General features: G+C 74.0%; 20 protein-coding genes. 9 read left to right on the top strand and 11 right to left on the bottom strand.

Annotated elements, in window-relative coordinates; translation table 11 throughout:
* Positions 1–15: 15 nt before the first annotated feature.
* Positions 16–969 (bottom strand): NAD(P)H-binding protein, encoded by a 954-nt coding sequence (locus ACIA79_RS26760; RefSeq protein WP_399430891.1) that lies wholly within the window; start codon positions 967–969, stop codon positions 16–18.
* Positions 966–1,589 carry a ScbR family autoregulator-binding transcription factor gene (locus ACIA79_RS26755; RefSeq protein WP_399430890.1) on the bottom strand — a complete coding sequence of 208 codons (624 nt, stop codon included), beginning with the start codon at positions 1,587–1,589 and terminating at the stop codon, positions 966–968. The genes ACIA79_RS26760 and ACIA79_RS26755 overlap by 4 nt, the downstream gene beginning before the upstream one ends.
* 205 nt (positions 1,590–1,794) lie before the next feature.
* Between ACIA79_RS26755 and ACIA79_RS26750 the strand changes: the two genes are divergently transcribed.
* Positions 1,795–2,751 (top strand): ScbA/BarX family gamma-butyrolactone biosynthesis protein, encoded by a 957-nt coding sequence (locus ACIA79_RS26750; protein ID WP_399430889.1) that lies wholly within the window; start codon positions 1,795–1,797, stop codon positions 2,749–2,751.
* Between the two features lie 236 nt (positions 2,752–2,987).
* Here ACIA79_RS26750 and ACIA79_RS26745 read toward each other — a convergent pair whose 3' ends face one another.
* Positions 2,988–4,208, bottom strand: a complete 1,221-nt coding sequence (locus ACIA79_RS26745) for an IS701 family transposase (protein WP_399430888.1) — start codon at positions 4,206–4,208, stop codon at positions 2,988–2,990.
* 248 nt (positions 4,209–4,456) lie between these two features.
* Here ACIA79_RS26745 and ACIA79_RS26740 point away from each other — a divergent pair, with 248 nt between their 5' ends.
* Together ACIA79_RS26740 and ACIA79_RS26735 are read left to right on the top strand one after the other, a co-directional pair.
* Complete coding sequence (locus tag ACIA79_RS26740; RefSeq protein ID WP_399430886.1) at positions 4,457–5,695, top strand: acyltransferase family protein; 1,239 nt, start codon at positions 4,457–4,459, stop codon at positions 5,693–5,695.
* A complete protein-coding gene (locus tag ACIA79_RS26735) occupies positions 5,692–6,303 on the top strand; it encodes a DsbA family protein (RefSeq protein ID WP_399430885.1) in 612 nt (203 codons plus the stop codon). The genes ACIA79_RS26740 and ACIA79_RS26735 overlap by 4 nt, the downstream gene beginning before the upstream one ends.
* Before the next feature lie 273 nt (positions 6,304–6,576).
* On the opposite strand, the gene ACIA79_RS26730 is transcribed toward ACIA79_RS26735, so the two are convergent.
* The 8 genes from ACIA79_RS26730 to ACIA79_RS26695 form a co-directional block, all read right to left on the bottom strand.
* On the bottom strand, positions 6,577–7,062 hold the full coding sequence (locus ACIA79_RS26730; protein WP_399430884.1) for a MarR family winged helix-turn-helix transcriptional regulator: 486 nt from the start codon (positions 7,060–7,062) through the stop codon (positions 6,577–6,579).
* Between the two features lie 191 nt (positions 7,063–7,253).
* The gene (locus ACIA79_RS26725; RefSeq protein WP_399430978.1) at positions 7,254–9,743 is read right to left on the bottom strand and encodes a sugar phosphate nucleotidyltransferase; all 2,490 of its coding nucleotides are present in this window, start codon (positions 9,741–9,743) and stop codon (positions 7,254–7,256) included.
* Between the two features lie 52 nt (positions 9,744–9,795).
* A complete protein-coding gene (locus tag ACIA79_RS26720; RefSeq protein WP_399430883.1) occupies positions 9,796–10,170 on the bottom strand; it encodes an STAS domain-containing protein in 375 nt (124 codons plus the stop codon).
* Positions 10,167–12,107 (bottom strand): AGE family epimerase/isomerase, encoded by a 1,941-nt coding sequence (locus ACIA79_RS26715; RefSeq protein WP_399430882.1) that lies wholly within the window; start codon positions 12,105–12,107, stop codon positions 10,167–10,169. Before ACIA79_RS26715 ends, ACIA79_RS26720 begins: the two co-directional genes overlap by 4 nt.
* Positions 12,104–12,715 (bottom strand): DJ-1/PfpI family protein, encoded by a 612-nt coding sequence (locus tag ACIA79_RS26710; RefSeq protein WP_399430880.1) that lies wholly within the window; start codon positions 12,713–12,715, stop codon positions 12,104–12,106. The genes ACIA79_RS26715 and ACIA79_RS26710 overlap by 4 nt, the downstream gene beginning before the upstream one ends.
* Before the next feature lie 38 nt (positions 12,716–12,753).
* Positions 12,754–13,212 carry a nuclear transport factor 2 family protein gene (locus tag ACIA79_RS26705; protein WP_399430879.1) on the bottom strand — a complete coding sequence of 153 codons (459 nt, stop codon included), beginning with the start codon at positions 13,210–13,212 and terminating at the stop codon, positions 12,754–12,756.
* Positions 13,213–13,247: 35 nt separating this feature from the next.
* Complete coding sequence (locus ACIA79_RS26700) at positions 13,248–14,876, bottom strand: thiamine pyrophosphate-binding protein (protein WP_399430977.1); 1,629 nt, start codon at positions 14,874–14,876, stop codon at positions 13,248–13,250.
* A 28-nt stretch (positions 14,877–14,904) separates the two neighbouring features.
* Positions 14,905–15,732, bottom strand: a complete 828-nt coding sequence (locus ACIA79_RS26695) for a type 1 glutamine amidotransferase domain-containing protein (protein ID WP_399430878.1) — start codon at positions 15,730–15,732, stop codon at positions 14,905–14,907.
* Positions 15,733–16,063: 331 nt separating this feature from the next.
* Between ACIA79_RS26695 and ACIA79_RS26690 the strand changes: the two genes are divergently transcribed.
* The 6 genes from ACIA79_RS26690 to ACIA79_RS26665 all read left to right on the top strand — a co-directional run bounded on the left by ACIA79_RS26690 (position 16,064) and on the right by ACIA79_RS26665 (position 24,188).
* Positions 16,064–18,019 (top strand): maltotransferase domain-containing protein, encoded by a 1,956-nt coding sequence (locus tag ACIA79_RS26690; RefSeq protein ID WP_399430877.1) that lies wholly within the window; start codon positions 16,064–16,066, stop codon positions 18,017–18,019.
* 137 nt (positions 18,020–18,156) lie between these two features.
* Positions 18,157–19,830, top strand: coding sequence for a maltose alpha-D-glucosyltransferase (gene treS / locus ACIA79_RS26685; protein ID WP_399430976.1), 1,674 nt, complete (start codon positions 18,157–18,159; stop codon positions 19,828–19,830).
* Between the two features lie 8 nt (positions 19,831–19,838).
* A complete protein-coding gene (locus tag ACIA79_RS26680; protein ID WP_399430876.1) occupies positions 19,839–21,158 on the top strand; it encodes a hypothetical protein in 1,320 nt (439 codons plus the stop codon).
* A gap of 23 nt (positions 21,159–21,181) precedes the next feature.
* Complete coding sequence (locus ACIA79_RS26675; protein WP_399430875.1) at positions 21,182–21,811, top strand: TetR family transcriptional regulator; 630 nt, start codon at positions 21,182–21,184, stop codon at positions 21,809–21,811.
* A 140-nt stretch (positions 21,812–21,951) separates the two neighbouring features.
* Positions 21,952–22,869 carry a UTP--glucose-1-phosphate uridylyltransferase GalU gene (gene galU, locus ACIA79_RS26670; protein ID WP_399430874.1) on the top strand — a complete coding sequence of 306 codons (918 nt, stop codon included), beginning with the start codon at positions 21,952–21,954 and terminating at the stop codon, positions 22,867–22,869.
* 296 nt (positions 22,870–23,165) lie between these two features.
* Complete coding sequence (locus tag ACIA79_RS26665; RefSeq protein WP_399430873.1) at positions 23,166–24,188, top strand: winged helix-turn-helix transcriptional regulator; 1,023 nt, start codon at positions 23,166–23,168, stop codon at positions 24,186–24,188.
* Positions 24,189–24,355 lie beyond the last annotated feature (167 nt).

The following is a 24,355-nucleotide window of genomic DNA, read 5'->3' as shown; positions in this document are numbered from 1 at the left end:
GGGGGCCGGATCCGGTCACACCGCGTCGCGGAACACGGCGGCGTGATCCCGGGCCCAGGCGGCGAAGGCCGCGGGCGGGCGCCCGAGCACGTCCGCCACCCCGTGGGCGACGTCCGCCTTGCCGCCCGCCGCCTGACGGGCGCTCATCTCCAGCAGCGCCTGCACCAGGGGTTCGGGATGGCGCGCGCGCCAGGCGTCGACCGCCTCCCCTACCGTCATGCCGACGAAGCGCAGGGGTCTGCCCAGCACGGCCGCCAGCTCCCGGCACTGGTCGCGCGCGGACACGGCGGCGGGCCCGGTCAGGGCGTACGCGCGCCCCGCGTGTCCGGGTTCCGTCAGCACCCGCGCCGCCACCGCCGACACGTCCCGGGGGTCGACGCAGGCGTTGCGCGAGTCGCCGTGCAGCGCCCGTACCACCGACTCCCGCGCGATCGAGGGCGCCCAGTCGCGCGTCTTGGACATGAACGCCCGCGGGCGCAGCAGTGTCCACGCCATCCCCGAGGCGCGCACCCGCTCCTCGTTCTCGCGCTGCCAGCGGGTCACGAGGTCGTCGGCGTCCGGGTCCGTGACGGCGAGCGCCGACACCTTGACGACGTGCCGGACACCGCCCGCCCGGGCCGCCGCGAGGACGTTGTCGTCGTGGTCGGGCCGCAGGGGGTCGCTCGTGATGACGAGCAGCGCGTCCGCGCCCTCGCAGGCGCGGGCGAGCGAGGCGCGGTCCGCGAAGTCGGCGCCGATGACCTGCCCCGCCAGTCCGCCGGCGGCCGCCCGCGCGGGGTCCCGGGTGAGCGCCCGGACGTGGTGGCCGGGCGCCAGCAGGGCCGCCGCCTCGCGGCCCAGCGTGCCGCTGGCCCCGGTGACCACGACGGTCAGACCCCGCGGGGCGGCAGCACCGCCCGGTGCGGCGGTGGTCCGCGGTGCGGCCGTGGTGCCCGGTGCCGTGGTGCCCGGTGCGGCGCGGGTGCTCATACGCTGCTCGCGCGGTCCGTGGCGAGTTCGATCCGCTCCGCCACGGCGGGGACGGCCATCCCCGGGAGCAGGTAGCGCCACATCGCCACCGTCCGCTCGGGCAGGTCCGCGCGCCCGCTGACCAGCTGCGAGTAGAGCTGGATGCCGGTACAGGCCCCGACGACGAACTCGGCCACCTCGACCGGATCGGTCGACTCCAGCAATTCGCCCCGGTCCTGCGCGTCGAGCAGGCACTCGGTCATGATCCGCATCCACGTCCGGTACGAGGTGTCGTCCCGCATCCCGAACGCCCCCTGCTCCACGGCCAGCCGGACGGCGGCGCGCAGCAGTGCGTCCTCCTGGAGCTGCCGCGACCACACCAGCGTGATGTCCACCAGCCGTTGCAGCCCCTGCGACTGCAGGAGCGGCACGATCGTGTCCGGCTGGGCGTTCATCACGGCCTGCGCCAGGCCCTCCTTCGACTTGAAGTGGAAGTACATGGCGCCGGTGGTCGCGCCGGCCCGCTCCGCGATCTTGGTGATGCTGGCGCCGGCGAAGCCGTACTCGTCGAGGACCTCCGCGGCCGCACGCAAGATCGATTCTCGCGTCCTGACGGCCCGTTCCTGTGTCGTCCGTGCCATGCACCCTCCTCAACATAGAGAACGCTCTCTATGGTATCCGGCGCCCTCCTCAACACCACCGTCCTGACCAGCGGTTCGGCAAAGTTCGGCTGATACCGCTCGACAAACAAAAAGAACACTCTCTATTTTATGAGGGTGCGTACGAGGCCCACCGGAGCTCGTGCGCACGGTCATCGACACATGCGACCTGGGGGGAAGACTGCGCATGCCCAACACCACCGCGCGCACGACCGGGACGTCCGCACCCGTGTTCACGCCCACTCTCACCCACGCCGTCCCGCGGCAGTTCGTCCACCGTGCGGCCATAGCGGAGGTGTTCCTCACCGGCTGGCACCCCACCGGTGAGGACTCCTTCACCGTCACCGCCCAGTGGCCCCGTCAGCACTGCTTCTACACGGCGCACGAGGGGCTGCACGACCCGCTGCTGCTGAGCGAAACCGTTCGTCAGACCCTGCCCCTGCTCTCCCACGCGGCCTACGACGTCCCCTTCGACACCCGTCTCAGCTGGGACTTCTTCCGCTACGCGCTGGACCCGGCGGCCCTGCCCACCGGCTTCGTGCCGGCCGAGCTGGAGCTGCGCGTCACCGCCTCGGACATCCGGCGCCGGGGCGGCCAGCTGGCCGCCGTGACCATGCACTTCGACATCCTCCGGGACGGCGCGCCGCTCGCCACGGCCGAGACCCGGTTCGGCTGCTACTCCCGGGCGGTCTACCAGCGGGTGCGCGCCGGACGGGCCGACATCGACCGGGTGCTGGCGACCGCGCTTCCTCCCGCCGCGCCGGTGGATCCCGCCGTCGTGGGCCGCGACCGGTGGCCGGATGTAGTGCTCGCCCCGGCCGACCGGGACGGGCGCTGGCGGCTGCGCACGGACACCGGCCACCCGGTGCTGTTCGACCACCCGGTCGACCACGCGCCCGGGATGCTCCTGCTGGAGGCCGCGCGCCAGGCCACCCAGGCCATCCGGCCGGGCCGCCGGGTCCTCCCGGTGGGCATGGACATCGCCTTCTTCCGGTACGTCGAGTTCGACTCGCCCTGCTGGATCACGGCCGACCCGGACGGCGTGGACGCGGTGGGCCGGGACCGTACGAAGGTCACCGCGTGGCAGGACGAGCACGTGGCCTTCTCGGTGACGGTGACCTCGGAGGCGGTCGCGGGCCGCTGACGGCGCGTGCGGCCGCTGCGCGTCCGGCAGTCGCACGTCGTCCGGGAGCCGCACGTCGTCCGGCAGGTGCGCGGGCGGTGCGGTGACGCGGGCGGTGCGGAGGGGCTTCACGGCTCCTCCGCACCGCCCGCTCCGTCATGTCCGGCGCCGTCGTGTCGCGGCGCCCCGCCGGTCGGTGGCGGACATGCGCCGGCCGCCGCACAGGGGGCGGTGCGGCGGCCGGCGGGGTCGGGCGGTCAGGCGGAGCGCCTGTCCAGTCCGACGATCCGTGGCGGTTCGGCGGGCACGGCCAGGCGGCTGTAGGCGTACGCCGCCGAGACGAGCGTCATGTGGTGGTGCCAGCCCGGGAAGGACCGGCCCTCGAAGTCCAGCAGGCCCAGGTGCTCGCGCAGGCTGTGCACCGCCGCGGCGGTGCCGGCCCGCAGCCGGGTCAGGGCGAGCAGTTCGTTCATGCGCGCCTGCACCATGTTGGTCAGCCACACCCGCGACGGCCGCTGCTCGTCCGGGTGCCACTCGGCGAACAGGCGGTAGGTGCGGTGCGGTGTGCCGACGCCCTCCCGGACGCCGGGCACCCGGACCAGCCCGTTGAGGATGCGCAGCAGGCGCTGCTCCCCGTCGGTCGCCGTCACGGTGGCCGTGTGGGGGTGCCGCCTGCTGTTCATGGCCAGGAACGAGCGGGCGCTGAGCGTCGAGGACGAGGCCGCAGGGCGCCCGGCCGGCTGGGACTTGAGGTGCCCGTCGGCGATCACCTGCATGCCGTCCGGCACCGCCACGACGAAGTCGAAGCCACGGGAGGTCAGACCGGAGGCGAGCGGAGCGACGCTGGGCAGCTCCGTCATGTCGGCCACGACCGGTACGGCGGCCAGGGAGGTGCGCGCGGCGGCCGTCGCCAGCAGGTCGAGCGTGTCGGCCCACAGCGGGCGGTGGCGGACGGTGTCCGGGATGCGGGTGCGCCGGCGCAGCACCTTGTCGTCCGTCCAGTGGTCGGGGAGGAACAGGCGCCAGTCGACCGGGACGTTGTGTCCCGGGACGGAGAGGAACAGGCCCAGGCAGACCTGGCAGTTGACGGTGCGCCCGACGGAGGGGACGAAGCGGCGGTGGACGCCCACCGAGTGCTCGCCCCGCTTGGGCAGGACCGTGGGGGCGATCGTCCAGGCCCGGACGGGCGCGCGCCGCTCGACCCAGCGCATCAGCTCCTCACGGGCGGGTTCCCACTCCCACGGGCTGGCGTTCACGAACTGCTGGAGCGACTGGGAGGCGGTGGGTGAGGTGGAGACGGCGGCGGCCAGGCGCCGGACCGACTTCTTGCCGGGTGTGGTGAGCAGGCCCTGAAGATAGGCGTGCGCCCATCTTCGCTGGTCCGCACGTGGCAGATGGCCGAAGAGTTCCTCCGCGTAGGCGGCGATCGGAGCCGGGTCGGCCGGCCCCCGCAGGTGCGTGATGCCGTGCGCAGCCACGATGGTTCCCCCCTTGTGGTTCGGACGGGCGACGGGTGTGGAGCTCTCCTCACTCAAAAGAATAGAGAACGTTCTGTATTTTCCAAGAGGGTTGCGGGGTAGACGACCTACTTGCGGAAGTCCGCCCGGGCACGCGGCAGTTGGCCGTGCGATCCGCCGCGTCTTGTGCAAGTCGGCGTTGCCGGGCCGCCACAGGGCCCACAGGCTGGTCGGGACAGGATCCGGACCGCCGTAGAGGGGGCACAGTGGTGGCAGTTCACGCACGGGAGGCGGATGCGGCGACCGCGGCGGCCGGCCGCCCGGGCGGCGCGCGGCTGCCTTCCCTGACGGGGATGCGGTTCGCCGCGGCGCTGCTCGTCTTCCTCTTCCACGCCACGTACGAGCACGTCTTCAGCGATCCGGGGACCGACGCCGCCTTCTTCCGTCTGTTCTCCAAGGCGGGCTGGGTCGGTGTGTCCTTCTTCTTCGTCCTCAGCGGCTTCCTGCTCACCTGGTCGGCGCGCCCGGACGACACCGCGCGCCGCTTCTGGCGGCGGCGCCTGTGGAAGATCTACCCGAGCCACGTGCTGACCTTCGCCCTGGCGGCCGCGCTGCTGGCCTGGACCGGGCAGGCGCTGCCCGGGGCGGTGCGCAACCTGCTGCTCGTCCAGACCTGGGTGCCGGACGTCGACGTGATCCTGAGCGTCAACCCGGTCAGCTGGTCCCTGGCCTGCGAAGCGGTGTTCTACCTGGCCTTCCCGCTGCTGCTGCGGCTGGTGCTGAGGATCCGGCCGGACCGGCTGTGGCGGTGGGCCGCGGGGCTGGTGGCGGGGATCTTCTGCGTGCCGCCCCTCGCGTCGGCGGTCCTGCCGGCCGGGCCCGAGATGTGGTGGCTTGCCGTCTCGGAGGAGCACTACTGGTTCGTGTTCGCGTTCCCGCCCGTACGGGCCCTGGAGTTCGTCCTCGGCATGGTGATGGCGCGGATCCTGTGGACCGGGCGCTGGCGCGGTCCCGGGCTCCCGCTCGCGGGGCTCATGCTGCCGGCCGGGTACGCGGTCGCGCTGGTGGTGCCGTTCGCGTACGGGATGGTGGCGGCGACCGTCGTCCCGCTGGCCTGCCTGGTGACCGCCGCGGCGGCGGCCGATGTGCGAGGAAACGGTTCACCGTTCGGGTCCCGCGCCATGGTCCGGCTCGGCGAGGTCTCCTTCGCCTTCTACCTGCTGCACCGGCTCGTGCAGATGTACGGGCACCGGGTCGTCGGCGCGGAACGGTCCTGGGGCCTGGTCGAGGGCACCGGGATGCTGCTGCTGTGGCTCGCCGTGACGCTGGCGCTGGCCTGGCCGCTGTACGTGTTCTTCGAGCGGCCCCTCACCCGGCGCATGGGCGCCGCCCCCGCGCCCGTCCCGCCCGCACCCGCGCCGCCCGATCCCGGTGCGCCCGGGATTTCGCACCACCCCCTGGCCCGAGGGGCCGGAGAGTCCGGCCCGCCCCGTGACGGAGGCTCATGATGACGCTGACGATCGACGTATGGTTCGACTACATATGCCCCTTCTCGGTGATGACCCGCCAGGTGCTGGCCGAGGCGGTCACCGACCCGGACGTCCGGACGGTGTGGCGCGCCTACGAACTGCACCCGGAGGGCACGCCGCCGCCCGGCGAGGGCGACTACCCCGAGCGGGTCTGGGAGAACTCCGTGCTGCCCATGGCCGAACGGCTCGGGGTGAAGCTCGGCTCCGCCCCCTCGCTGCCGCTGCCGCGCACCGGGTGCGCGCTGCTGGGGCACCGGTACGCCGAGCGGGAGGGGGCGGGGGCGGCGTACAGCGACCGCGTCTTCGACGCCCACTTCCTGGAGCACCTGGACATCTCGGACCCGGGGCTCCTCACGGACCTGGCCGCCGAGGCCGGTCTCGACCGCCGCGGGTTCCACGCACACATCACGTCCGGGGCGGCCGCCGAGGAGTACCGCCGCGAGCAGGAGGAGGCGCGGCGCACCCACCGCATCCACACCGTGCCGACGCTGACCATCGGCACCTGGCGCACCGAGGGCGTCCCGAGCACCGACCGCCTGCGGGAGGTGCTCGCCACGCTGCGAGGCCGTGCGACCGAAGCGGCGTGAGGGACGCCGCGCGGCCTCGCAGCGGTGTGACGGCCGCCGCGCGACCGGAGCGGTGTGACGGCCGCGGCGGGACCGGAGCGGTGTGACGGCCGCGGCGGGACCGGAGCGGTGTGACGGCCGCGGCGGGACCGGAGCGGTGTGACAGGCGGGCCCCTGTGACGGGCGGGCCCGTGACGGGCGGCGGACGAGGGCCCCGGTGCCGGACGGCACCGGGGCCCTCGTCGCGTGCCCCACCCGCCGGCCGCGGGGACGGCGCCGCGTCCCCGGCGGAGGTCAGGCGCCGGACTCCAGGGCGTCGACCGCCTGGGCCAGCAGGGCCGTCAGCGCGTCCACCACGCCGGGCGGCAGACCGGCCAGCAGACGGGCGTGCACGCCGTCCACGGTCTCCTGCACCCGGTCGCACACGCGCGTGCCCTCCTCGGTGAGCTGTGCCCAGGAGCTGCGCCCGTCGTACAGGTCGGCCTCCCGCACGACATAGCCGGACTCCGTCATCCGCCGGATGACGTTGCTCGTCCCGCCCGACGACAGACGGCACAGGGAGGCCAGATCGGTGGGCTTGAGCCGGTGGTCCGGTGCGGCCCGGAGCGCGGCCAGGACGTCGAAGTCGGCGCGGGTCAGACCGTGCCGGGCCGCCTCGGCGTTGACGGTGGCGTCCATCGCGGAGGTCAGCCGCGCAGCCTGCTCGGCCAGTTCCGCCGGCGCGCTGCGCGCCGTGGGGCCGGCCGCGCTGCCATGGCCCCGCCTTGCCTTCACGTCCACGTCACTTCCCCGGTTCCTCCCCGGCCTGGGGACCTCGCCCCGCACGGGCGAGGGGAAGTCTAGGCGTGGACGCCCCGCCGCAGTAGCACGCCCCGGAACACGGCGAGCGGCTCCCGGACCGTGGAGGGCCGGGAGCCGCGACCGCGCGGGGCGGCGGAAGGGGAGGGGAGGGGCGGGGAGGGGAGCGGGGGTCAGGCGGTGGAGCGGGACACCGCGTCGGCCCAGCGGGTCAGCAGGGCGTCGGCCGCGTCGGCGCTCGGAGCCTCGGCCCAGACCCTCGTGACCGCGCGCGAGGCGTCCGGCAGGACCAGCGCCCACCGGCCGTCCGGCTCGATCACGCGGATGCCTTCGGTGGTGTCCACCTCCAGGCCGGCCGCGGCCTCGGCGACCTGCCGCATCACCGCGCCCTTGGCCTCCCACGGGGTGGTGAGCTCGCGCCTGCGGACGAAGGTGCGCGGCACCTCCTCCACCAGCTCGCTCAGCGGCCGCGCGCGGCGGGCGAGGAGGCCGGTCAGCCGGGCCAGCGCGCAGAACCCGTCGGTGTACGGGGAGTTCTCCGGGAAGGTGAAGCCCCCGTGGCCGTCGGCGGCCAGGACGGTGCCGGCGGCCTCCGCGGCCCTGATGGCGCGGTCCGGCGCCGAGGCCGTCCGCACCACCCGTCCGCCGTGCCGGGCGGCGACGGTCTCGGCGGCGCGGCTGACGGTCGGCGGCAGCACGACCGTGCCGCCCGGCCGTTCGGCCGTGACGAGCCCGGTCACGAGGAGCAGCAGCGTCTCGTCGGGAACGATCGCGCCCCGCTCGTCGACGACCGCGATGCGCTGCCCGGTCGGGTCGACGCGGACGCCGAAGTCGGCATCGTTGGCGGCGACGACGTCGCCGAGGTAGCGCAGGGCGGCCCGGCGCTCGATGTCGGTCTCGGTGGCCCGCTCGTCGTCCAGGCCGGTGTTGAGGGTGACCGCGCGGACGCCCAGGCCGTGCAGGAGGCCGGGCAGCACCAGGGCGCCGCTGCCGAACGCGGCGTCCACGACCACCTTGGGCGCGCGTTCCCGGGCCGCCGCCGTGCCGGTCCGCTTCAGCAGCCGCTCGGTGTACGCCGTGATCGCGGTCTGCGCGGACTCCTCGCCCGACAGCAGTCCGCCGAACTCACCGGCGGGCGCCCGGCGGAACCGGGCCTGGTTCAGCAGGCGTTCCAGCTTGCGCTGGGCGGCCGTGCCGAGGTCGACGCCGTGTTCGTCGAGGAAGGTCAGGCTCACCGAGTCGACCGCGCCGGGGGTCGCCGTCAGCAGGACGCCGCCGTCGGTGAGGGCGGCCTCCCGCCGGGCCACGGGCACCGGGACGTGCCCCAGGTCCCGTACGTGCACCCCGCTCGACTGGAGCGCGGAGACCACCGCGGCGGCCAGCACCCGTGACCCCTGGGCGTGGTCGCGGGCGACGGTGACCGTGGCGTCGTGGGGCACCGTCGTGGCGTAGGCCCCGGCGAGCCGCACCGCCAGTTCGGCGGTGAGGTCGACGTTCACGACGCCGCTGACACCGCGGGGGCCGAACAGGGAGCGGGAGCCCTGGCCGTCCCAGATCAGGTCGGTGCCGATGACGGCGCCGGGCTCGACGGTCTTGGCCGGGTTGACGACGACGCCCGCCGAGACGACCGCGTCCTGCCCCACCCGCGAGTCCTCGCCGACGATCACGCCCTCCTCCAGGCGCGCCGAGCGCCCGGTGGTGGCGTTGCGCCCCACCACGCAGCCGCGCAGGGAGGTGTGCGGCCCGGCGTACGCGTACGGATGGAGCACCGCCCGGTGCAGGTGGGCGCCGCGCTCGACGACGCTGTGGGCGCCGATCACGGAGTGCTCGTGCACCCGCGCCCCGGCGGCGACGCGGGCGTGCTCGCCGATGACGACGGGGCCCCGGACGTCCGCCTCGGGGTCGACGGTGGCGCTGTCGGCCACCCACACCCCCGGCAGGACCTCGGTGCCGGGGACCTCGCCGTCCACCCGGCCGTCCAGCAGGTCCGTCTGGGCCTGCCGGTAGCTGTCCAGGGTGCCCACGTCCTGCCAGTACCCGTCCGCGACGTAGCCGTGGACGGCCGCGCCCTCGGCGATCAGGCGCGGGAAGACGTCCCCGGACCAGTCGACCGGCTCCCCGGCCGGGACGCGGTCGAGGACCTCCGGTTCCATCACGTAGATGCCGGTGTTGACGGTGTCGGAGAAGACCTCGCCCCACGTCGGCTTCTCCAGGAAGCGCTCGATGCGCCCGTCCGCGCCCAGCACGGTGACGCCGAACTCCAGCGGGTCGGGCACGCGGGTCAGGCAGACCGTGACCAGCGCGCCCCGCTCCCGGTGGTGGCGTATCAGCGCCGACAGGTCGATGTCGGTCAGGGCGTCGCCGGAGATCACCAGGAAGGGGGCGCCGGCCAGCTCCGGTTCGGCGTTCTTGACGCTGCCCGCCGTGCCCAGGGGCGTCTCCTCGTGGGCGTACGTGAGCGACATGCCGAGGTCCGATCCGTCGCCGAACCGCTCCTGGATCAGATGGGCGAGGAACTGGACGGTGACGACCGTCTCCCGGATGCCGTGTCTGCGCAGCAGCCGCAGCACGTGCTCCATGATCGGGCGTTCGCCGACCGGGAGCAGCGGCTTGGGGAGGGAGGTGGTCAGGGGGCGCAGGCGGGTGCCCTCGCCGCCGGCCATCACGACGGCCTTCGCAACGGTCTTCTGAACAGCCTTCACGGGGAGGAACTCCTTATCGACGGATGGCGTGCAGGGAGTGGGGTGCGGGCGCGGGCGGTGCGGGCGGTGCGGGGGAGGGGGGCGCGGCGGGTACGGCGACGGCGTGCACACCGCCGAGGCGCAGCGCGGACAGCACGGCGTCCCGGGCGCCTTCGAGCACGAGGTCGGTGCCCTGGGGCAGTTCCTGCTGGGCCAGGGCGACGCAGCGCACACCGCCCGCGGCGAGCGAGGTCAGCTCCCCCAGCCGGAGGACCAGGCGGTCCACCGGCTGCCGGACGGCCTGGCCCAGCAGGGCGCGCAGGGCGGTCACCCGGGCGTCGGTGAGCTCGCCGGACAGATGGATGACCGCCGTCCGTCCGGAGACGGCGAGGTAGGCGTCGAAGGTCATCGGCCGGTTCCTTTCCGTACGGGCGCGGGGCCGGGCCGCAGGCGGACCCGGACCGTCGGCCGGCCGGCGGTGTCCGGCAGCCGTACCGCCATGGCGTCGGCGTCGAAGTCGGTCCAGGGCTCGCCGTCGACGAGCACCCGGTCCAGGTGGACCTTCCCGGGCGGCAGCAGGTCGGGGGCGACGCGCAGGACACGACGGCCGGGCAGGGCGGCGTCCGGCCGGGGCTTGTACCACAGCTCCAGCGGCTCCCCGTGGATCAGCAGCCGCTGGTAGGTCTCGGCGAGGTAGCACAGCTCCGCCTTGTGGTACATGGACATCGCGTGGCTGCCCTTGAGCCGCTCGTTGCCGACCGCGTACGGGATGCCCTGGGCGAGCACGGTGAAGTGGACGGCCCCGGCGTCGTGGTCGAGGAAGAAGGCGTTGTAGAAGGCGGCGGCCTCGCGTGCGTGCCGCAGGTGCCCGGTGTCGCCGGTGTGGGCGGCCAGCAGCAGATAGGCCAGGATCGCCTGTTCCTGCTGCCACCAGGTCTTGCGGTCGTGCCGGGCGAAGGCGTGCCGGCCGTCGCGCGGTACGCGCTCCATGAGGTCGTACCAGCCGCCGCGCTGGGCGTCCCGGGCGATGGCGGGCAGCCGGGCGCCGAGCTCCTCGGCGAGCGCCCGGTACTCGCGCTTGGGGCGGGTCCACTGCATGCGCAGCAGATTCCAGACGATCTTCAGGTTGTGGCCGACCACCGCGTGGTTCTGCTGCCAGCCCCAGCCGTGGTCGGGGGTCCAGTCGGCGTGGAACCGCTCGTTGACGAAGGGGCCGGGGCCGCCGCGGTCCGGCATGTGCTCCACGATCATGTCGAAGGCGTGCTCCAGCATGCGCAGGTGCCGTTCGTCGCCGGTGGCGAGGTAGAGGTTGATCAGGTAGGCGGGCGCGTGGTCGCCGGTGGAGTTCCAGTTCTTGCGCGACCGGTTGGGGCCCAGGGTGTCGGCGTGCGGGCTGAAGGTCACCGGGTCGATGTGGGAGTAGTAGCCCCCGAGCCGCGGGTCGGCGTAGAAGCGCTCGAAGAGCCGTACCGTGCCGTCGATGTCCGCGCGGATCTCCGGGTCGCCGGTGATCCGGTACGTCTGGGCCAGGCCGACGAGCGCGTAGATCTGCTCGTACGCGGGCAGCGACCGGTGCTCGTCGCCGAACTCCGAGGCGAACAGCTTGCGTTCGCCCAGCGGGTGCTTCTCGATGCCGTGGTACCAGTAGACGACGTCCTCCGCCGGGTCGTGGAACCGCAGGTGGTCGTGGAGGTAGGCGCAGCCGCGCTCGGCGATGTCCAGGTACTCCTCCTCGCCGGTGAGGAGGTAGGTGGTGGCCATGCCGTACACGAGGCGGGAGATGGTGTCCGTCTCCTGCACCCCGTACGCGGGCTTCTCGCCGCCGCCGCGCAGTTCGGTGCGGTACTGGCCGAAGTCGGCGGGCCCGTCGCCGAACTGGGACCGGCGGTAGAAGGCGGCGAGCCGGCGCAGCTGGCCGGTCCACCACCCGGGCGCGTCCCCGGGCAGCGGCGTGTCCGGGCCGCCGGCCACGACGATGTGGTCGACCTGGAACCGCGGTCCCTCCGGGCTCCCGTAGTAAAGGGGGCCGTAGCTGAACACCAGGGCGCCGGGCACCAGGAACTCCGCCATCCGCCCGGTCACGTCCTGGTGGGGCTCGCCGAGGTTGCGCAGCCGCTGCGCCGAGGTGGCGGGGGTGAGCTCCAGCGTCACGGGGTCGCCGCCCAGGGTGCGCACCAGGAGTTGGTCGCCGCGGAGGTGCTCGACGTAGCCGGCGACCGTGTCGGAGAAGGACGTCACCGGCCCGGTTCCGGACCGCGCGGCTGCCGTGCGGGCGGCTGCCGTACGGGCCGTGCCCGCGGCGTCCGGCCCGGCGGTGGGGCGGGGCGGGATTCCGGTGGCGGTCACGCGGCCGCTCCGCGGGGGCGGTCCAGCGCCTCGATCACGGTGCGCGCCAGCAGGTGGCAGTGCTCCGCGCTGCGCGAGGTGATGAGGTCCCCGTCCTCGACCAGGTCCTGGTCGAGGTAGCAGGCGCCCATGTTGCGGACGTCGGCGACCAGGTTGTTGTGACAGGTCACCGGGCGGCCCCGGACCAGCTCCTTGGCGGCCGAGAGCAGCAGCAGCCCGTGGCAGGAGAACGCCTTCACCAGGTGCGGGACGCCGAAGGCGCGCCGCATCAGCCGGACGGCCGGGGCCTCGCGCTCCACGTCCTCGCTGTAGCGCAGCCGGTCGGCCACCATCCCGGCGGGCACCACCAGCGCGGACAGCCGGGACAGCTCGTGGTAGTCGAGCGCCTCCAGGTCGCCCGTCACGTGGACGGTACCGCGGTGGTCGTGCCCGTGGAAGGTGAGGGAGTCACGCCCCCACAGCCGGGTCAGCAGCTCGACCCGGGCGCCTTCCTCGGCGAACCGCCGCTCGTAGTAGGCGATCTCGTCCTCGGCGAAGTCGTTCTCCATGAGGACGCCGATGCGCTTCCCGGCCAGGCGTCCGTCCGGCAGCGGCTTGATCGTTGCCATGCTCGCATTCCCCCGTCGAGTGGAGTACGGATGGGACGTCACGCGTCGGCCAGGGCGGGGTACCCGGGCCGGGGCGTGAGGGCGTCCACGGTGTAGGTGCGGATGCGGGGCCGGCCGTCGTGCAGGACGACCGACCAGCTCTGCCGGGCGTCGAAGGAGAGGGTCCGGCTCTGTGCTGCGGGCGGTCGCCAGGTGCGGGTGGTCCAGGTGACGGCGACCTCGACCTCCGCGCTCAGCGGGGTCACCGGGCGGACGGTGACCGCGTCCACGCGGTGGGCCTCGTCGAAGAACAGGCGGCAGACCGTGCGATACCAGGTGCGGAAGCCGCGCAGTCCCCGGACGGTGCCCTCGGGGAAGTGCATGACCAGGCCGCGCGGGACCAGGTGCGGCAGCACCTCCTCGACGGGTGCGTGGCGGTCCAGGGCGGCGTACCAGTCGGTGACGGTCCGTTCGACGGCGGATGCGGTGAGGACGCGGGGGTCCCCGGCAGCGGGCATGAGGGTCTCCGTAAGGGGCGGGGGTGCGGGCGGGGTCAGGAGGTGACGAGGTCGATCAGGAACGGGCCGCGGCCGGACAGCGCGGTCCCGACCGCCGGACCGATCGCGTCGGGTGTCTCCACGCGCACCGCCGGCACGCCGAGGGACTCCGCCAGCGCGGTGAAGCGGATGGCGGGCCGGGACAGGTCGAACGCCTGCGGCGGCGGCGCGTGCGGGGGGCGGCCCGGCTGGGCGCGGTAGGCGGCGAGGTTGAGGTCGAGCAGCCGGTAGCGGCCGTTGTTGCAGATGACGAAGGTGGCGTCGATGCCGTACCGGGCGGCCGTCCACAGGGCCTGGATCGTGTACATGCTGCCGCCGTCCCCGGTGAAGCCGACCACCTCCAGGTCGGGCCGCGCCAGCTTGACGCCCAGGGCCCCGGGGATCCCCACGCCGAGGGAGCCGCCCCGGGTCTGGAACCAGGTGCCCGGGACCCGCGGCGGAAGGTGCCGGGTGAGGTCGCCGGACGCGGTCAGCGCCTCGTCGAACACGGCGAGGTTCCGCGGGGCCCGCGCCGCCAGCTCCTTGCAGAAACGTTCCATCAGGGAGGGGGCCGGGGACGGCGCCGCGGAGGACGCCGGTCCGGCGGCGGCCCGCGCCGCGCCGGCCCGGATCCGCGGCGCGGCGCCCCGGCGGCGCAGCTCGGCCGCCAGGGCCGCCAGCGCCGCCCGCGGATCGGCGCTCACCCCCAGGTCGACCGGGAAGTTCTTGGCGATCTCGTACGGATCCGCGTCGACGTGGACGACCCGGGCACCCGGCCGGAACGGGTTGTCCAGCCACGGGAACACCTCGGGGAACACATAGGTGCCCACGATCAGCACGGCGTCGGCGTCCGCCACCGCACGGGCGCTGTCGTCGCCCGACATGTGGCCGAGCGCACCGGCGAACAGCGGGTGCGCGGCGTCCATGTTGACCTCCGAGGAGTTCACCCCCCAGACCGGCGCGCCGAGCAGCTCGGCCACCTCCGTCAGCTCGCGCTGCGCCCCGCTGACCGCCACGCCGTCCCCCATCAGGATCAGCGGCCGCTCCCCGGCCAGCAGCAGGTCCGCCGCCTCCCGCGTGGTCGCCGGGTCCGGGACGGAGCGGGTCACCGGCACCGGGGTGGGGACCGCCGGTTCACCGGTGAGCTCCTCCAGGACGTCGGCCGGCAGCACCACCAGCACGGGGCCCCGCGGCGGTGTCGACGCGATCTTCACCGCGCGGCGCAGCACCCGCAGGACGGAGTCGGGGTGGACGACACGGGTGGCGTACTTGGTGACCGGCGCCGCCATGGCGACCAGGTCGGCGGCCATCTGCGCGTCCATCGCGTCGTACCGCAGCCCCGCCTCACCCGCCAGCGCGACCAGGGGGGAGCCGCCCCGCAGCGCCTGGTACAGCATGCCGACGGCGTTGCCGAGCCCGGCGCTGCTGTGCAGCTGCACCACCGCGGGACGCCCGGAGGCGCGGGCGTAGCCGTCGGCCATGGCCACGGCCACCCCCTCGTGCAGGGCGAGCACGTACGCGGTGTCGCTGCTGTCGACGAGGTCGAGGAAGCCCTGCTCCACCGTGCCCGGGTTGCCGAACATGTACCGGACGCCGTCCGCGGCGAACTGCTCGAACAGCGCCGCCTTGGCCGGTCGCGGGGGCACGGCGTCGACGGCCCCCGCCCGGGTGCGGTCACCAGCCATGGCGGCGCAGCCCGGAGTCCAGGACCTCGGCGAGCAGTTCCCCGGCCAGGGTCGAGTCCGGTGTGGACCGGGCGGTGACGAAGGGGAAGTCGACGATGACCGAGGTCTCCTTTCCGACGTTGCCGTGGAACCGGCCGTGCGGCCCGGTGGCGTCCCGCAGGATGTACTCCAGCGGATAGGGCGGCGGTCCCATGACGAAATCGGTGCCGAGAAAACCGGTCCCGTCCTTGTAGTCGTATTCCTTCGGATGCCCGGTGACGTGCTTTCCCCACAGCAGGCTCGTACGGCTTTCCCAGTCGCGCGCGAAGGCCAGCGCCGCCACTCCGTAGCATTCCGCGAGAATGGGCCGGTCCGCCGCGGCGAACGCCAGGATGACGTCGTGCAGCCGCTCGTTGTTGGCGAGGTCCACGAGCGGTCCGCTGCCCCCGACGATGACCAGCGCGTCGAATCCGGCGAGCAGGTCGTCCGTGACCGCGGCGAGCCGGCGGTGGTAGTCCTCCAGCTCCCGGAGGTGGTTCAGGGCGCTGAGGTAGGGCCGTTCCGGTATGAGCCCCGCGAGCGACAGCGGCTGGTCGAGCCGGCTGGACTCGTCCAGCTCACGGGCGCGCCGGGCCATGTCGGGCGTGGTGACCGTGCGCCCCAGCGGCGGGTCCAGATAGCCGGGGTCGTAACTCGGCGGCAGGGCGTGCGCCCGTTTACCGGTCGGCGTGATGAACGTGGTGCGGTAGCCGCGGGCGTCGAACACGTCCAGCGGGCCGACCAGTTCCTCACCCCAGTACCCGTATTCGGACAGCGCCACGAGAATGCGTTGGGACACGACAGGACTCCATGCGGTGGAAAAGCCCGGCGGCATGGCGGATTTCGGCGTCCGGTCTGCCGGGACAACGGTGGAGTTTGAGTCAAACCGCAGGCGTGTGCCACCGGCAACATCCGGCCGCCGGGCGGCTGACACTGCCGCGAGTTGCCGAAGTCGCCGTGTTCCCGGCGTACCGGAAACCGCGTGCGCCCCGCACCCGTTCTTCCCCGACATACCGAGGTGCTTTTTTGTGATTCCCCGGCGGAGTGCTCCGCTTCCGGTGACGGCGCGGGACGCCGCCGCCGGGAGCGCCGCGCGGCCGGCCCGGGGCGAGCCGTGAGAGGGAGCCGACATGACCGGCCGTCTGTTCATCGACGACGTGTCACCCGTCGTCAGCATGGGGCGCCTTCCCGCCAAGGCGGTGGTCGGGGACCCCCTGCCCGTCGAGGCGACCGTGTGGCGGGAGGGCCACGAAGCGCTCGCCGCCGCCGTGCTGTGGACGGGCCCGGACGGGATCTGCCGGGAGGTGCCGCTGCACCGCACCGACCCCGAGGGGGACCGGTGGCGGGCCACGGTGGTGCCCGACCGCACGGGCGAGTCCACCTTCCGGATCAGGGCGTGGACGGACCCGTGGCAGAGCTGGCTGGACGCCGCGGAGGCCCGCCTGCGGGCCGGCCTGCCGCCCGGCCCCTCGGGCGATCCCGAGAGCGGCGCGCGGCTGCTGGAGCGCGCCGCGCGCCCGGCCGACGCCGCGACGGCGCGGCTGCTGACCGGCGCCGCCGCCGCGCTGCGGCGCGCCCGGGACGCGGCCGGCTTCACCGGGGCGCTCACCCCCGCCGTCCGCGCCGCGATGGCCCGCCATCCGCTGCGCGCCCTGTCGGCCGACAGCCCGGCGTACCGGGTGCGGGTGGACAGGCGCCGCGCCTCCTACGGCAGCTGGTACGAGTTCTTCCCCCGCTCCACCGGGGGCCGCGCGGCCGACGGCACCCCGGTGCACGGCACGTTCCGCACCGCGGCCCGCGAGCTGCCCCGGATCGCCGCCATGGGTTTCGACGTGGTGTACCTGCCGCCCGTCCACCCCATCGGCACCACGGCCCGCAAGGGCCGGGACAACGCGCTGACCGCGGGCCCGGACGACGTCGGGTCGCCGTGGGCGATCGGGTCCGCGGCCGGCGGCCACGACGCCGTCCACCCGGACCTCGGCACCCTGGAGGACTTCGACGCGTTCGTGGCCGCCGCCCGGGAGGCCGGCCTGGAGGTGGCGATGGACCTCGCCCTCCAGTGCTCGCCCGACCACCCGTGGCTGCGCGACCACCCCGAGTGGTTCACCCGCCGCCCCGACGGCACCATCGCCTGCGCGGAGAACCCGCCCAAGACGTACGAGGACATCGTCCCGCTGAACTTCGACAACGACCCGGAGGGGCTCCACGCGGAGGTGCTGCGCATCGTCCGCTTCTGGACGGCGCGGGGCGTGCGGATCTTCCGGGTGGACAACCCGCATACCAAGCCCCCCGGCTTCTGGCACCGGCTGATCGGCGACGTGCAGGCGGCCGAGCCGGACGTGCTGTTCCTGGCCGAGGCGTTCACCCGGCCCGCCGTCCAGCACGGGCTGTCGAAGCTCGGGTTCAGCCAGTCGTACACCTACTTCACCTGGCACACCGGCAAGCGCGAGCTGACCGCCTACCTCACCGAGCTGACCGGGGAGGCGGCCGCCTGGTTCCGGCCCAACTTCTTCGTCAACACCCCCGACATCCTGCCCGTGGACCTGCAGGGCGCCCCGCCGGCCGCGTTCGCGCTGCGCGCCGCCCTGGCGGCCACGCTGTCACCGAGCTGGGGCGTGTACTGCGGCTTCGAACGGTGCGAGAACGAGCCGCTGGTGCCCGGCGAGGAGGAGTACCGCTCCTCCGAGAAGTACGAGCTGCGGCCCCGGGACCACGCCGCCGTGCCCGACGGGCGCTCGCTGGAACCCTGGATCACCCTCCTGAACACCCTCCGCCGCCGCCACCCCGCCCTCCAGCAGCTGCGTTCGCTGCACTTCCACGACAGCGACAGCGACCGGCTGCTCGTGTACTCCAAGCGCGACCCGGTCGGCGGCGACACCGTCCTGTGCGCCGTCACCCTCGACCCGTACGAGACGGAGCAGGCCACCGTGCGCCTCGACATGGCCGCCCTGGGCCTGGCGCCCGGGCAGTGCGTCCGGGCCGTCGACGAGGTGACCGGCCGCACCACCTGGCTCGGCCCGGTCATCGACCTCAAGGTCGATCCCCAGCAGTCCGTCGCCCACGTCTTCTCCTGGAGTGACCAGTGACCTCTACGCCCCCGCCCCCGCCCGGCGCGTCCCCGCACGCGCTGCCCCCGCACGGCCTGCCCGCGCACGCGCTGTCCCCGCACGCCCTGTCGGCCCACGCCCTCGCCCGGCGCACCCCCGGCCGCCGGGCGACCCCGCTGCCGTACGAGGACCGGTGGTACAAGCGGGCGGTGTTCTACGAGGTCCTCGTCAGCGCCTTCCAGGACAGCGACGGCGACGGCGTCGGCGACCTGAAGGGACTGACCCGGCGGCTGGACTACCTCCAGTGGCTGGGCGTGGACTGCCTGTGGCTGCCGCCCTTCTACTGCTCGCCGCTGCGGGACGGCGGGTACGACATCGCCGACTACTGCCTCGTGCGGCCCGACTACGGCACCATCGACGACTTCGTCGACCTGCTGGACGCCGCCCACGCCCGGGGCATCCGGGTCATCACCGACATGGTGATGAACCACACCAGCGACCAGCACCCCTGGTTCCAGGAGTCACGGCGCGACCCGTCCGGCCCCTACGGCGACTTCTACGTGTGGGCCGACGACGACACCGGCTACCCCGACGCCCGGGTCATCTTCACCGACACCGAGAACTCCAACTGGGCCTTCGACCCGGTCCGCAAGCAGTACTACTGGCACCGCTTCTTCAGCCACCAGCCGGACCTCAACTACGAGAACCCCGCGGTGCGCGCGGCGATGCTCGACGCGCTCGGCTTCTGGCTCGACCTGGGGGTGGACGGCTTCCGGCTGGACGCCGTGCCCTACCTCTACGCACAGGAGGGCACCAGCTGCGAGAACCTGCCCGCCACCCACGACTTCCTCAAGCTGGTGCGCAAGACGGTCGACGACGAGTACCCCGGCCGGGTGCTGCTGGCGGAGGCCAACCAGCGCCCCGAGGAGCTCGTCGACTACTTCGGCGACCCCACCACGGGCGGCGACGAGTGCCACATGGCGTTCCACTTCCCCGTCATGCCGCGCATCTTCATGTCCGTGCGCCGCGAGTCGGCCCGGCCGCTGTCGGAGATCCTGGCCAAGACGCCGGAGCTGCCCGAGGGCTGCCAGTGGGGCATCTTCCTGCGCAACCACGACGAACTCACGCTGGAGATGGTCACCGACGAGGAGCGCGCGTACATGTACGGCCAGTACGCCCGCGACCCGCGGATGCGCATCAACGTCGGGATCCGCCGCCGGCTCGCCCCGCTGCTCGACGGCGACCGGGAGCAGATGGAGCTGTGCACCGCCCTGCTGCTGTCGCTGCCCGGCTCGCCCGTCCTCTACTACGGCGACGAGATCGGCATGGGCGACAACATCTGGCTCGACGACCGCGACGCGGTGCGCACCCCGATGCAGTGGAGCCCCGACCGCAACGCCGGTTTCTCCACCGGCGATCCGGGCCGGCTCGTCCAGCCGGTCGTCATGGACCCCGTGTACGGCTACCAGGCGGTCAACGTGGAGGCCCAGCAGCGCACCGGCGCGTCCCTGCTGCACTGGACGCGCGCCATGCTGGCCGCCCGGCGCGCCCACCCCGCCTTCGGGCCCGGCGACTTCACCGAGGTCACCACCAGCAACGAGGCGGTCTTCGCCTTCGTCCGCCGGCACACCACGGCCGACGGCACCTCCCACACGGTGCTGTGCGTCAACAACCTCTCCCGCCACCCCCAGCCCGTCGAGCTGGACCTGGGGGAGTGGGCCGGGGCCGTGCCCGTCGAGATGCTCGGCGGATCGGTGTTCCCCGCGGTCGGGCCCGCGCCCTATCCGCTGGCGCTCAAGGGCCGCGGGTTCTACTGGCTGTCGCTCACGGCGGACGGGCCCCACACGTGACCGTGGACATGACCACCGTGAAGGGCCGGCTGGAGCGGGCCCTGACCGCGTGGGTGCCGTGGCAGCGCTGGTACGGCAGCAAGGGCAGGCCGACGCACCGGACCTCGATCGTGCGGACCACCGCCTTCAGCGACACCCTGCGCTCCGGCGGGGCGCGCGGTGTGCTGCTCCTGCTGCGCGTCACCTTCGCCGACGGCGGGCCCCCCGAGTACTACCAGGTGCCGGTCGGGATCCGGGCGGTCCTCGCCCCCGACCTGGAGCCGTACGTCATCGCCGCCGTCGACGACGTCGTCGTGTACGAGGCGGTCGGCGACCCGGCGCTCGTGGGCGCGCTGCTCCGGCTCACCGGCGCCGGGGCGCGCGGGGACGCCCCGCCGGCGCCGCATCCCTCCAGCCGGCCGCTGGGGGTGGAGCAGACCCACACCTCCGTCGTCGTGGACGAGCGGTACCTGCTGAAGATCTTCCGGCGGATCAGCACCGGCACCAACCCGGACGTCGAACTGCTGCGGGCCCTCGGGTCCACCGCCAACCCGCACGTCACGGGCTTGCGCGGCGCCGTCGAGGGCGAGCTCGACGGCGAGCCCGTCACCTACGCCATGGTGCAGGACTACCTGCCGGAGGCCACGGACGGCTACACGGCGGCCCGTGCCGCGGCGCGGGCCGGCGCGCCCCTGGCCGGGGCGTTCGCGCGCGAGGCGTACGCCATGGGGGAGGCGGTGGCCCGGGTCCACGCGGACCTGGCGGAGCGGCTGGGCACGGCGCCGACCGGGGCGGCCGAACTCGCCGCGCTGGGCGGGGAGCTCACCGCCGGCCTGGAGGCAGCGGCACGGCGGGTGGCCGCCCTGCGCCCCCTGCTGCCGGCGGTGCGCGCCGCGTACGGCCGTCTGCGCGGCCTGACCTCCGGCCCGCCGGCGCAGCGGGTCCACGGCGACCTGCACCTCGGCCAGCTGCTGCGGTCCGCGGGCGGCTGGATCCTGGTGGACTTCGAAGGCGCGCCCGGACTGTCCCTGGCCGAACGGAGAGCGTCGCATTCGCCTCTGCGCGACATTGCAGGCATGCTGCGATCGTTCGACTACGCGGCCCGTTGTGCCGAGGCGCCCGCGACCGGCCACTGGGCTGACCGGTGCGCGGACGCCTTCTGCGACGGCTACGCACGGGTGTCGGGCCTCGATCCGCGGGAGCACGCGCTCCTGCTGCGGGCCTGCGTCCTTGCCAGGGCCGTACATGAAGTGGTGTACGAGCACGACCACCGGCCTGGCAGGATCAGCGTTCCTCTCGAAGCCGTCGCAGAATTGGTGCAGTACGGACACCCGGACAGCGGGATTTGAGAATGGTGAAACAAGAACGGGCCGTGCGGACCAGGCACGCCCTGGTCGTCGCGGCAGCCGACGAATTCGACAAGAGCGGCTACGAGGGCACGTCCCTCTCGCGCATCAGCAAGGCCGCGGGAATATCCATGGGAGCGCTGACTTTCCATTTTCCGACCAAGGACCACCTCGCGGACGCGGTCCACGCGGGCGGCCGGTCCATGACCCGCAGCGCGCTGGAGCGCTCCGGCGTGCGGCGGGAGGCGGCGCTGGACGGCCTGGTGGCGCTGACGGTCGCGCTGGCCCGGCTCCTCCAGGAGCAGAGCCTCGTCCGCGCCTGCGTGCGGCTGGAGCGGGACGGCTGGCGCAGCCCGCAGGAGACCTGGGCCTCGGTCTGGACGCCGCTCGCGCGCGAGTTGGCGAAAAGCGCCTGCGACCAGGGGGAACTGCGGAAGAGCATCGACCCCGGCACGGTCACGGCGCTGGTGGCGCACCTGGTCGCCGGCGCGGAGGTGCAGGTGCGTGAGTGGCTGCACGGCTTCCCGCAGCGGGAGGGCACGCCCTGTCCCGCCGACGCGCAGCTCGCCCGCATCTGGGAGCTGGCGCTGCGCGGGCTGCGCGACCCGGCGGACCGGGCCGGGGGCGGGCGCGTGCGGCACCGGCCGGAGGGCTGAGCCCTCCGGCCCTCGGGCGCGGAGAACGGATCCCGGCCGCTGCGGGGGCGCTGCCGGGCACTCCGGCGAATTGCCCAAGTCGTTTTGAGCCACCAGGCGTTGCTTCCCGCCACGCGGAGGCGGCGCCTAGCGTTTTTTCCATGAATTCCACTCGGCGCCGCATAACCAAGGCAGTTGTCCCGGTGGCGGGACTCGGCACACGATTCCTGCCGGCCACGAAGGCCACACCGAAGGAAATGCTCCCGGTGGTGGACAAGCCCGCCATCCAGTACGTGGTCGAAGAGGCCGTGACCGCGGGGATGTCGGACATCCTGATGGTGACGGGGCGCAACAAGCGCCCCCTGGAGGACCACTTCGACCGCAACTACGAGCTCGAGGAGACGCTGGCGCGCAAGGGCGACCGGGACAAGCTCGCCCGGGTCTGCGCCCCCACCGAACTCGCCACCGCCGTCCACTACGTACGCCAGGGTGACCCCAAGGGCCTCGGCCACGCGGTGCTGTGCGCCGCGCCGCACGTCGGCAGCGAGCCCTTCGCCGTCCTCCTCGGCGACGACCTCATCGACCCCCGCGACCCGCTGCTCACGCGCATGGCCGAGGTCCAGGCCCGGTACGGCGGCAGCGTGGTGGCGCTGATGGAGGTCGATCCCGGCCAGATCCACCTGTACGGCTGCGCGGCGGTCCGCCCCGCCGGGGACGGCGACACCGTGCGCGTCACCGACCTGGTGGAGAAGCCCGCGCCGGGGGAGGCGCCCAGCAACTACGCGGTCATCGGGCGGTACGTGCTCGACCCGGAGATCTTCGAGGTGCTGCGCCGCACCGAGCCCGGCCGCGGCGGCGAGATCCAGCTCACGGACGCCCTGCGCGAGCTGGCCGTGCGCGAGGACGCCGGTCCGGTGCACGGGGTCGTCTTCTCGGGCCGGCGCTACGACACGGGGGACCGGCTGGGCTTCCTCCAGGCGACGGTCCGGCTCGCCTGCGAACGCGAGGACCTCGGGCCGGAGTTCCGCGCCTGGCTGGGCGAGTTCGTCGGCCGGGACGTGCTCGTCCCCGTGGGCTGAAGCGGGCCGGGGGGCCACCGGGTGTGCAACCGCGCGTCCTGCGCGGTTGCACACCGCGATCCGCACCGTTCTCGGCAAGTTGCCAAGGTTGCGCCGGGTGTTCCGGGCCAGGGCGAAATACCGAACGGTATCTACGTAACCTCTTGTCCTGCCCGGTCCGGCCGCACCTCGCGGCCGGGTCCCGCACCGCACGGCACCCGCACCGCGCACCGCCACCACACCGCGCGCACGGCCATCCGTACCGCTCGCACAGCCATCCGCTTCCGTACGACACACCCGAGGGGGTGCGCCCGACCATGTCCCCGATCCGGACCGACACCGCCGTGCCGCCCGCCGACGCCGAACCCCGTCCGCTGGAGGACGCCGTGGACCGGCGCGTGCACCAGGTCCCGCTCGACGACCTGCTGCCCGCCGACTCACCGCGCACCGCCGGCGAGGACACCGGGCACGCCCAGGCGCTGGCCGCCTGCGGCGACCCGCTGCCGCCCCTCCTGGTGCACCGGGCGACCATGCGGGTGATCGACGGGACGCACCGGCTGCTGGCCGCACGGCTGCGCCGGCAACCGACCGTCGCCGTCAGGTTCTTCGACGGGAGCGCCGAGGACGCGTTCGTCCTCGCCGTCGAGTCCAACACCCTGCACGGCCTGCCCCTGACCCTCGCCGACCGGACGGCCGCGGCGGCGCGCATCCTGGTCAGCCACCCCCGGTGGTCCGACCGCGCCGTGGCCGCGCGCACCGGGCTGGCCGCCGCCACCGTCGGCGCGCTGCGCCGGCAAACGGCGCCGGCCCCCGAGGACACCACGCACCGGGTCGGCAGGGACGGCCGCGTCCGCCCGCTCAGCACCGCCGAAGGCCGCAGGGCCGCCGCCCGCCTCATCGCCGAGGACCCCGGGGCGTCGCTGCGCGCCATCGCGGAGCGCACCGGGCTGTCCCCCGGCACGGTGCGCGACGTCCGGCGGCGGACCGTCGTCGGCGAGGACCCGGTGCCTCCGCGCCAGCGTGCGGCGGAGCGCCGCGCCACGGCCGGGGCCGGGCCCCGCGCCGCCTCCGGCGGGCCGCCCGGCGACCTGGACACGCTGGTCAGGAACCTGTGCCAGGACCCGGCGCTGCGGCTGAGCGACGCCGGACGCCTGCTGCTGCGGATGCTCGACGTCCAGGTGGCGGGGTCGCGCCGGCGGCAGCAGATCCTCGCCGCGGTGCCCGCGCACCGGGCGGCCACGGTGGCGGCGGCGGCCGCCGCGTGCGCCTCGGCCTGGCAGGAGCTGGCCACCGGGATGCGCTCCCGGTCCGGCTCCGGCTCCGGCTCCGGTGACGCCTGATGTCCGCCGCGACGTCCCCACAAGCTTCCCCACGGAAGACCCCCCAAGACAGTGCCCAGGAGAGGAACCTCCCCATGTCCGTTGTTGATGGTGTGCAGTCGGTGAGTGAGGGGACGTCGGGTCCGCCTCGGATGACGGGCCGGCAGCGGCTGGTCCTGGTGGTGTTG

It is taken from the genome of Streptomyces sp. NPDC051310, assembly GCF_044455245.1.
Classification (GTDB): domain Bacteria; phylum Actinomycetota; class Actinomycetes; order Streptomycetales; family Streptomycetaceae; genus Streptomyces.
Note: the sequence above shows the minus strand (reverse complement) of the source record. Positions and strands in the feature narration are given on the sequence as shown.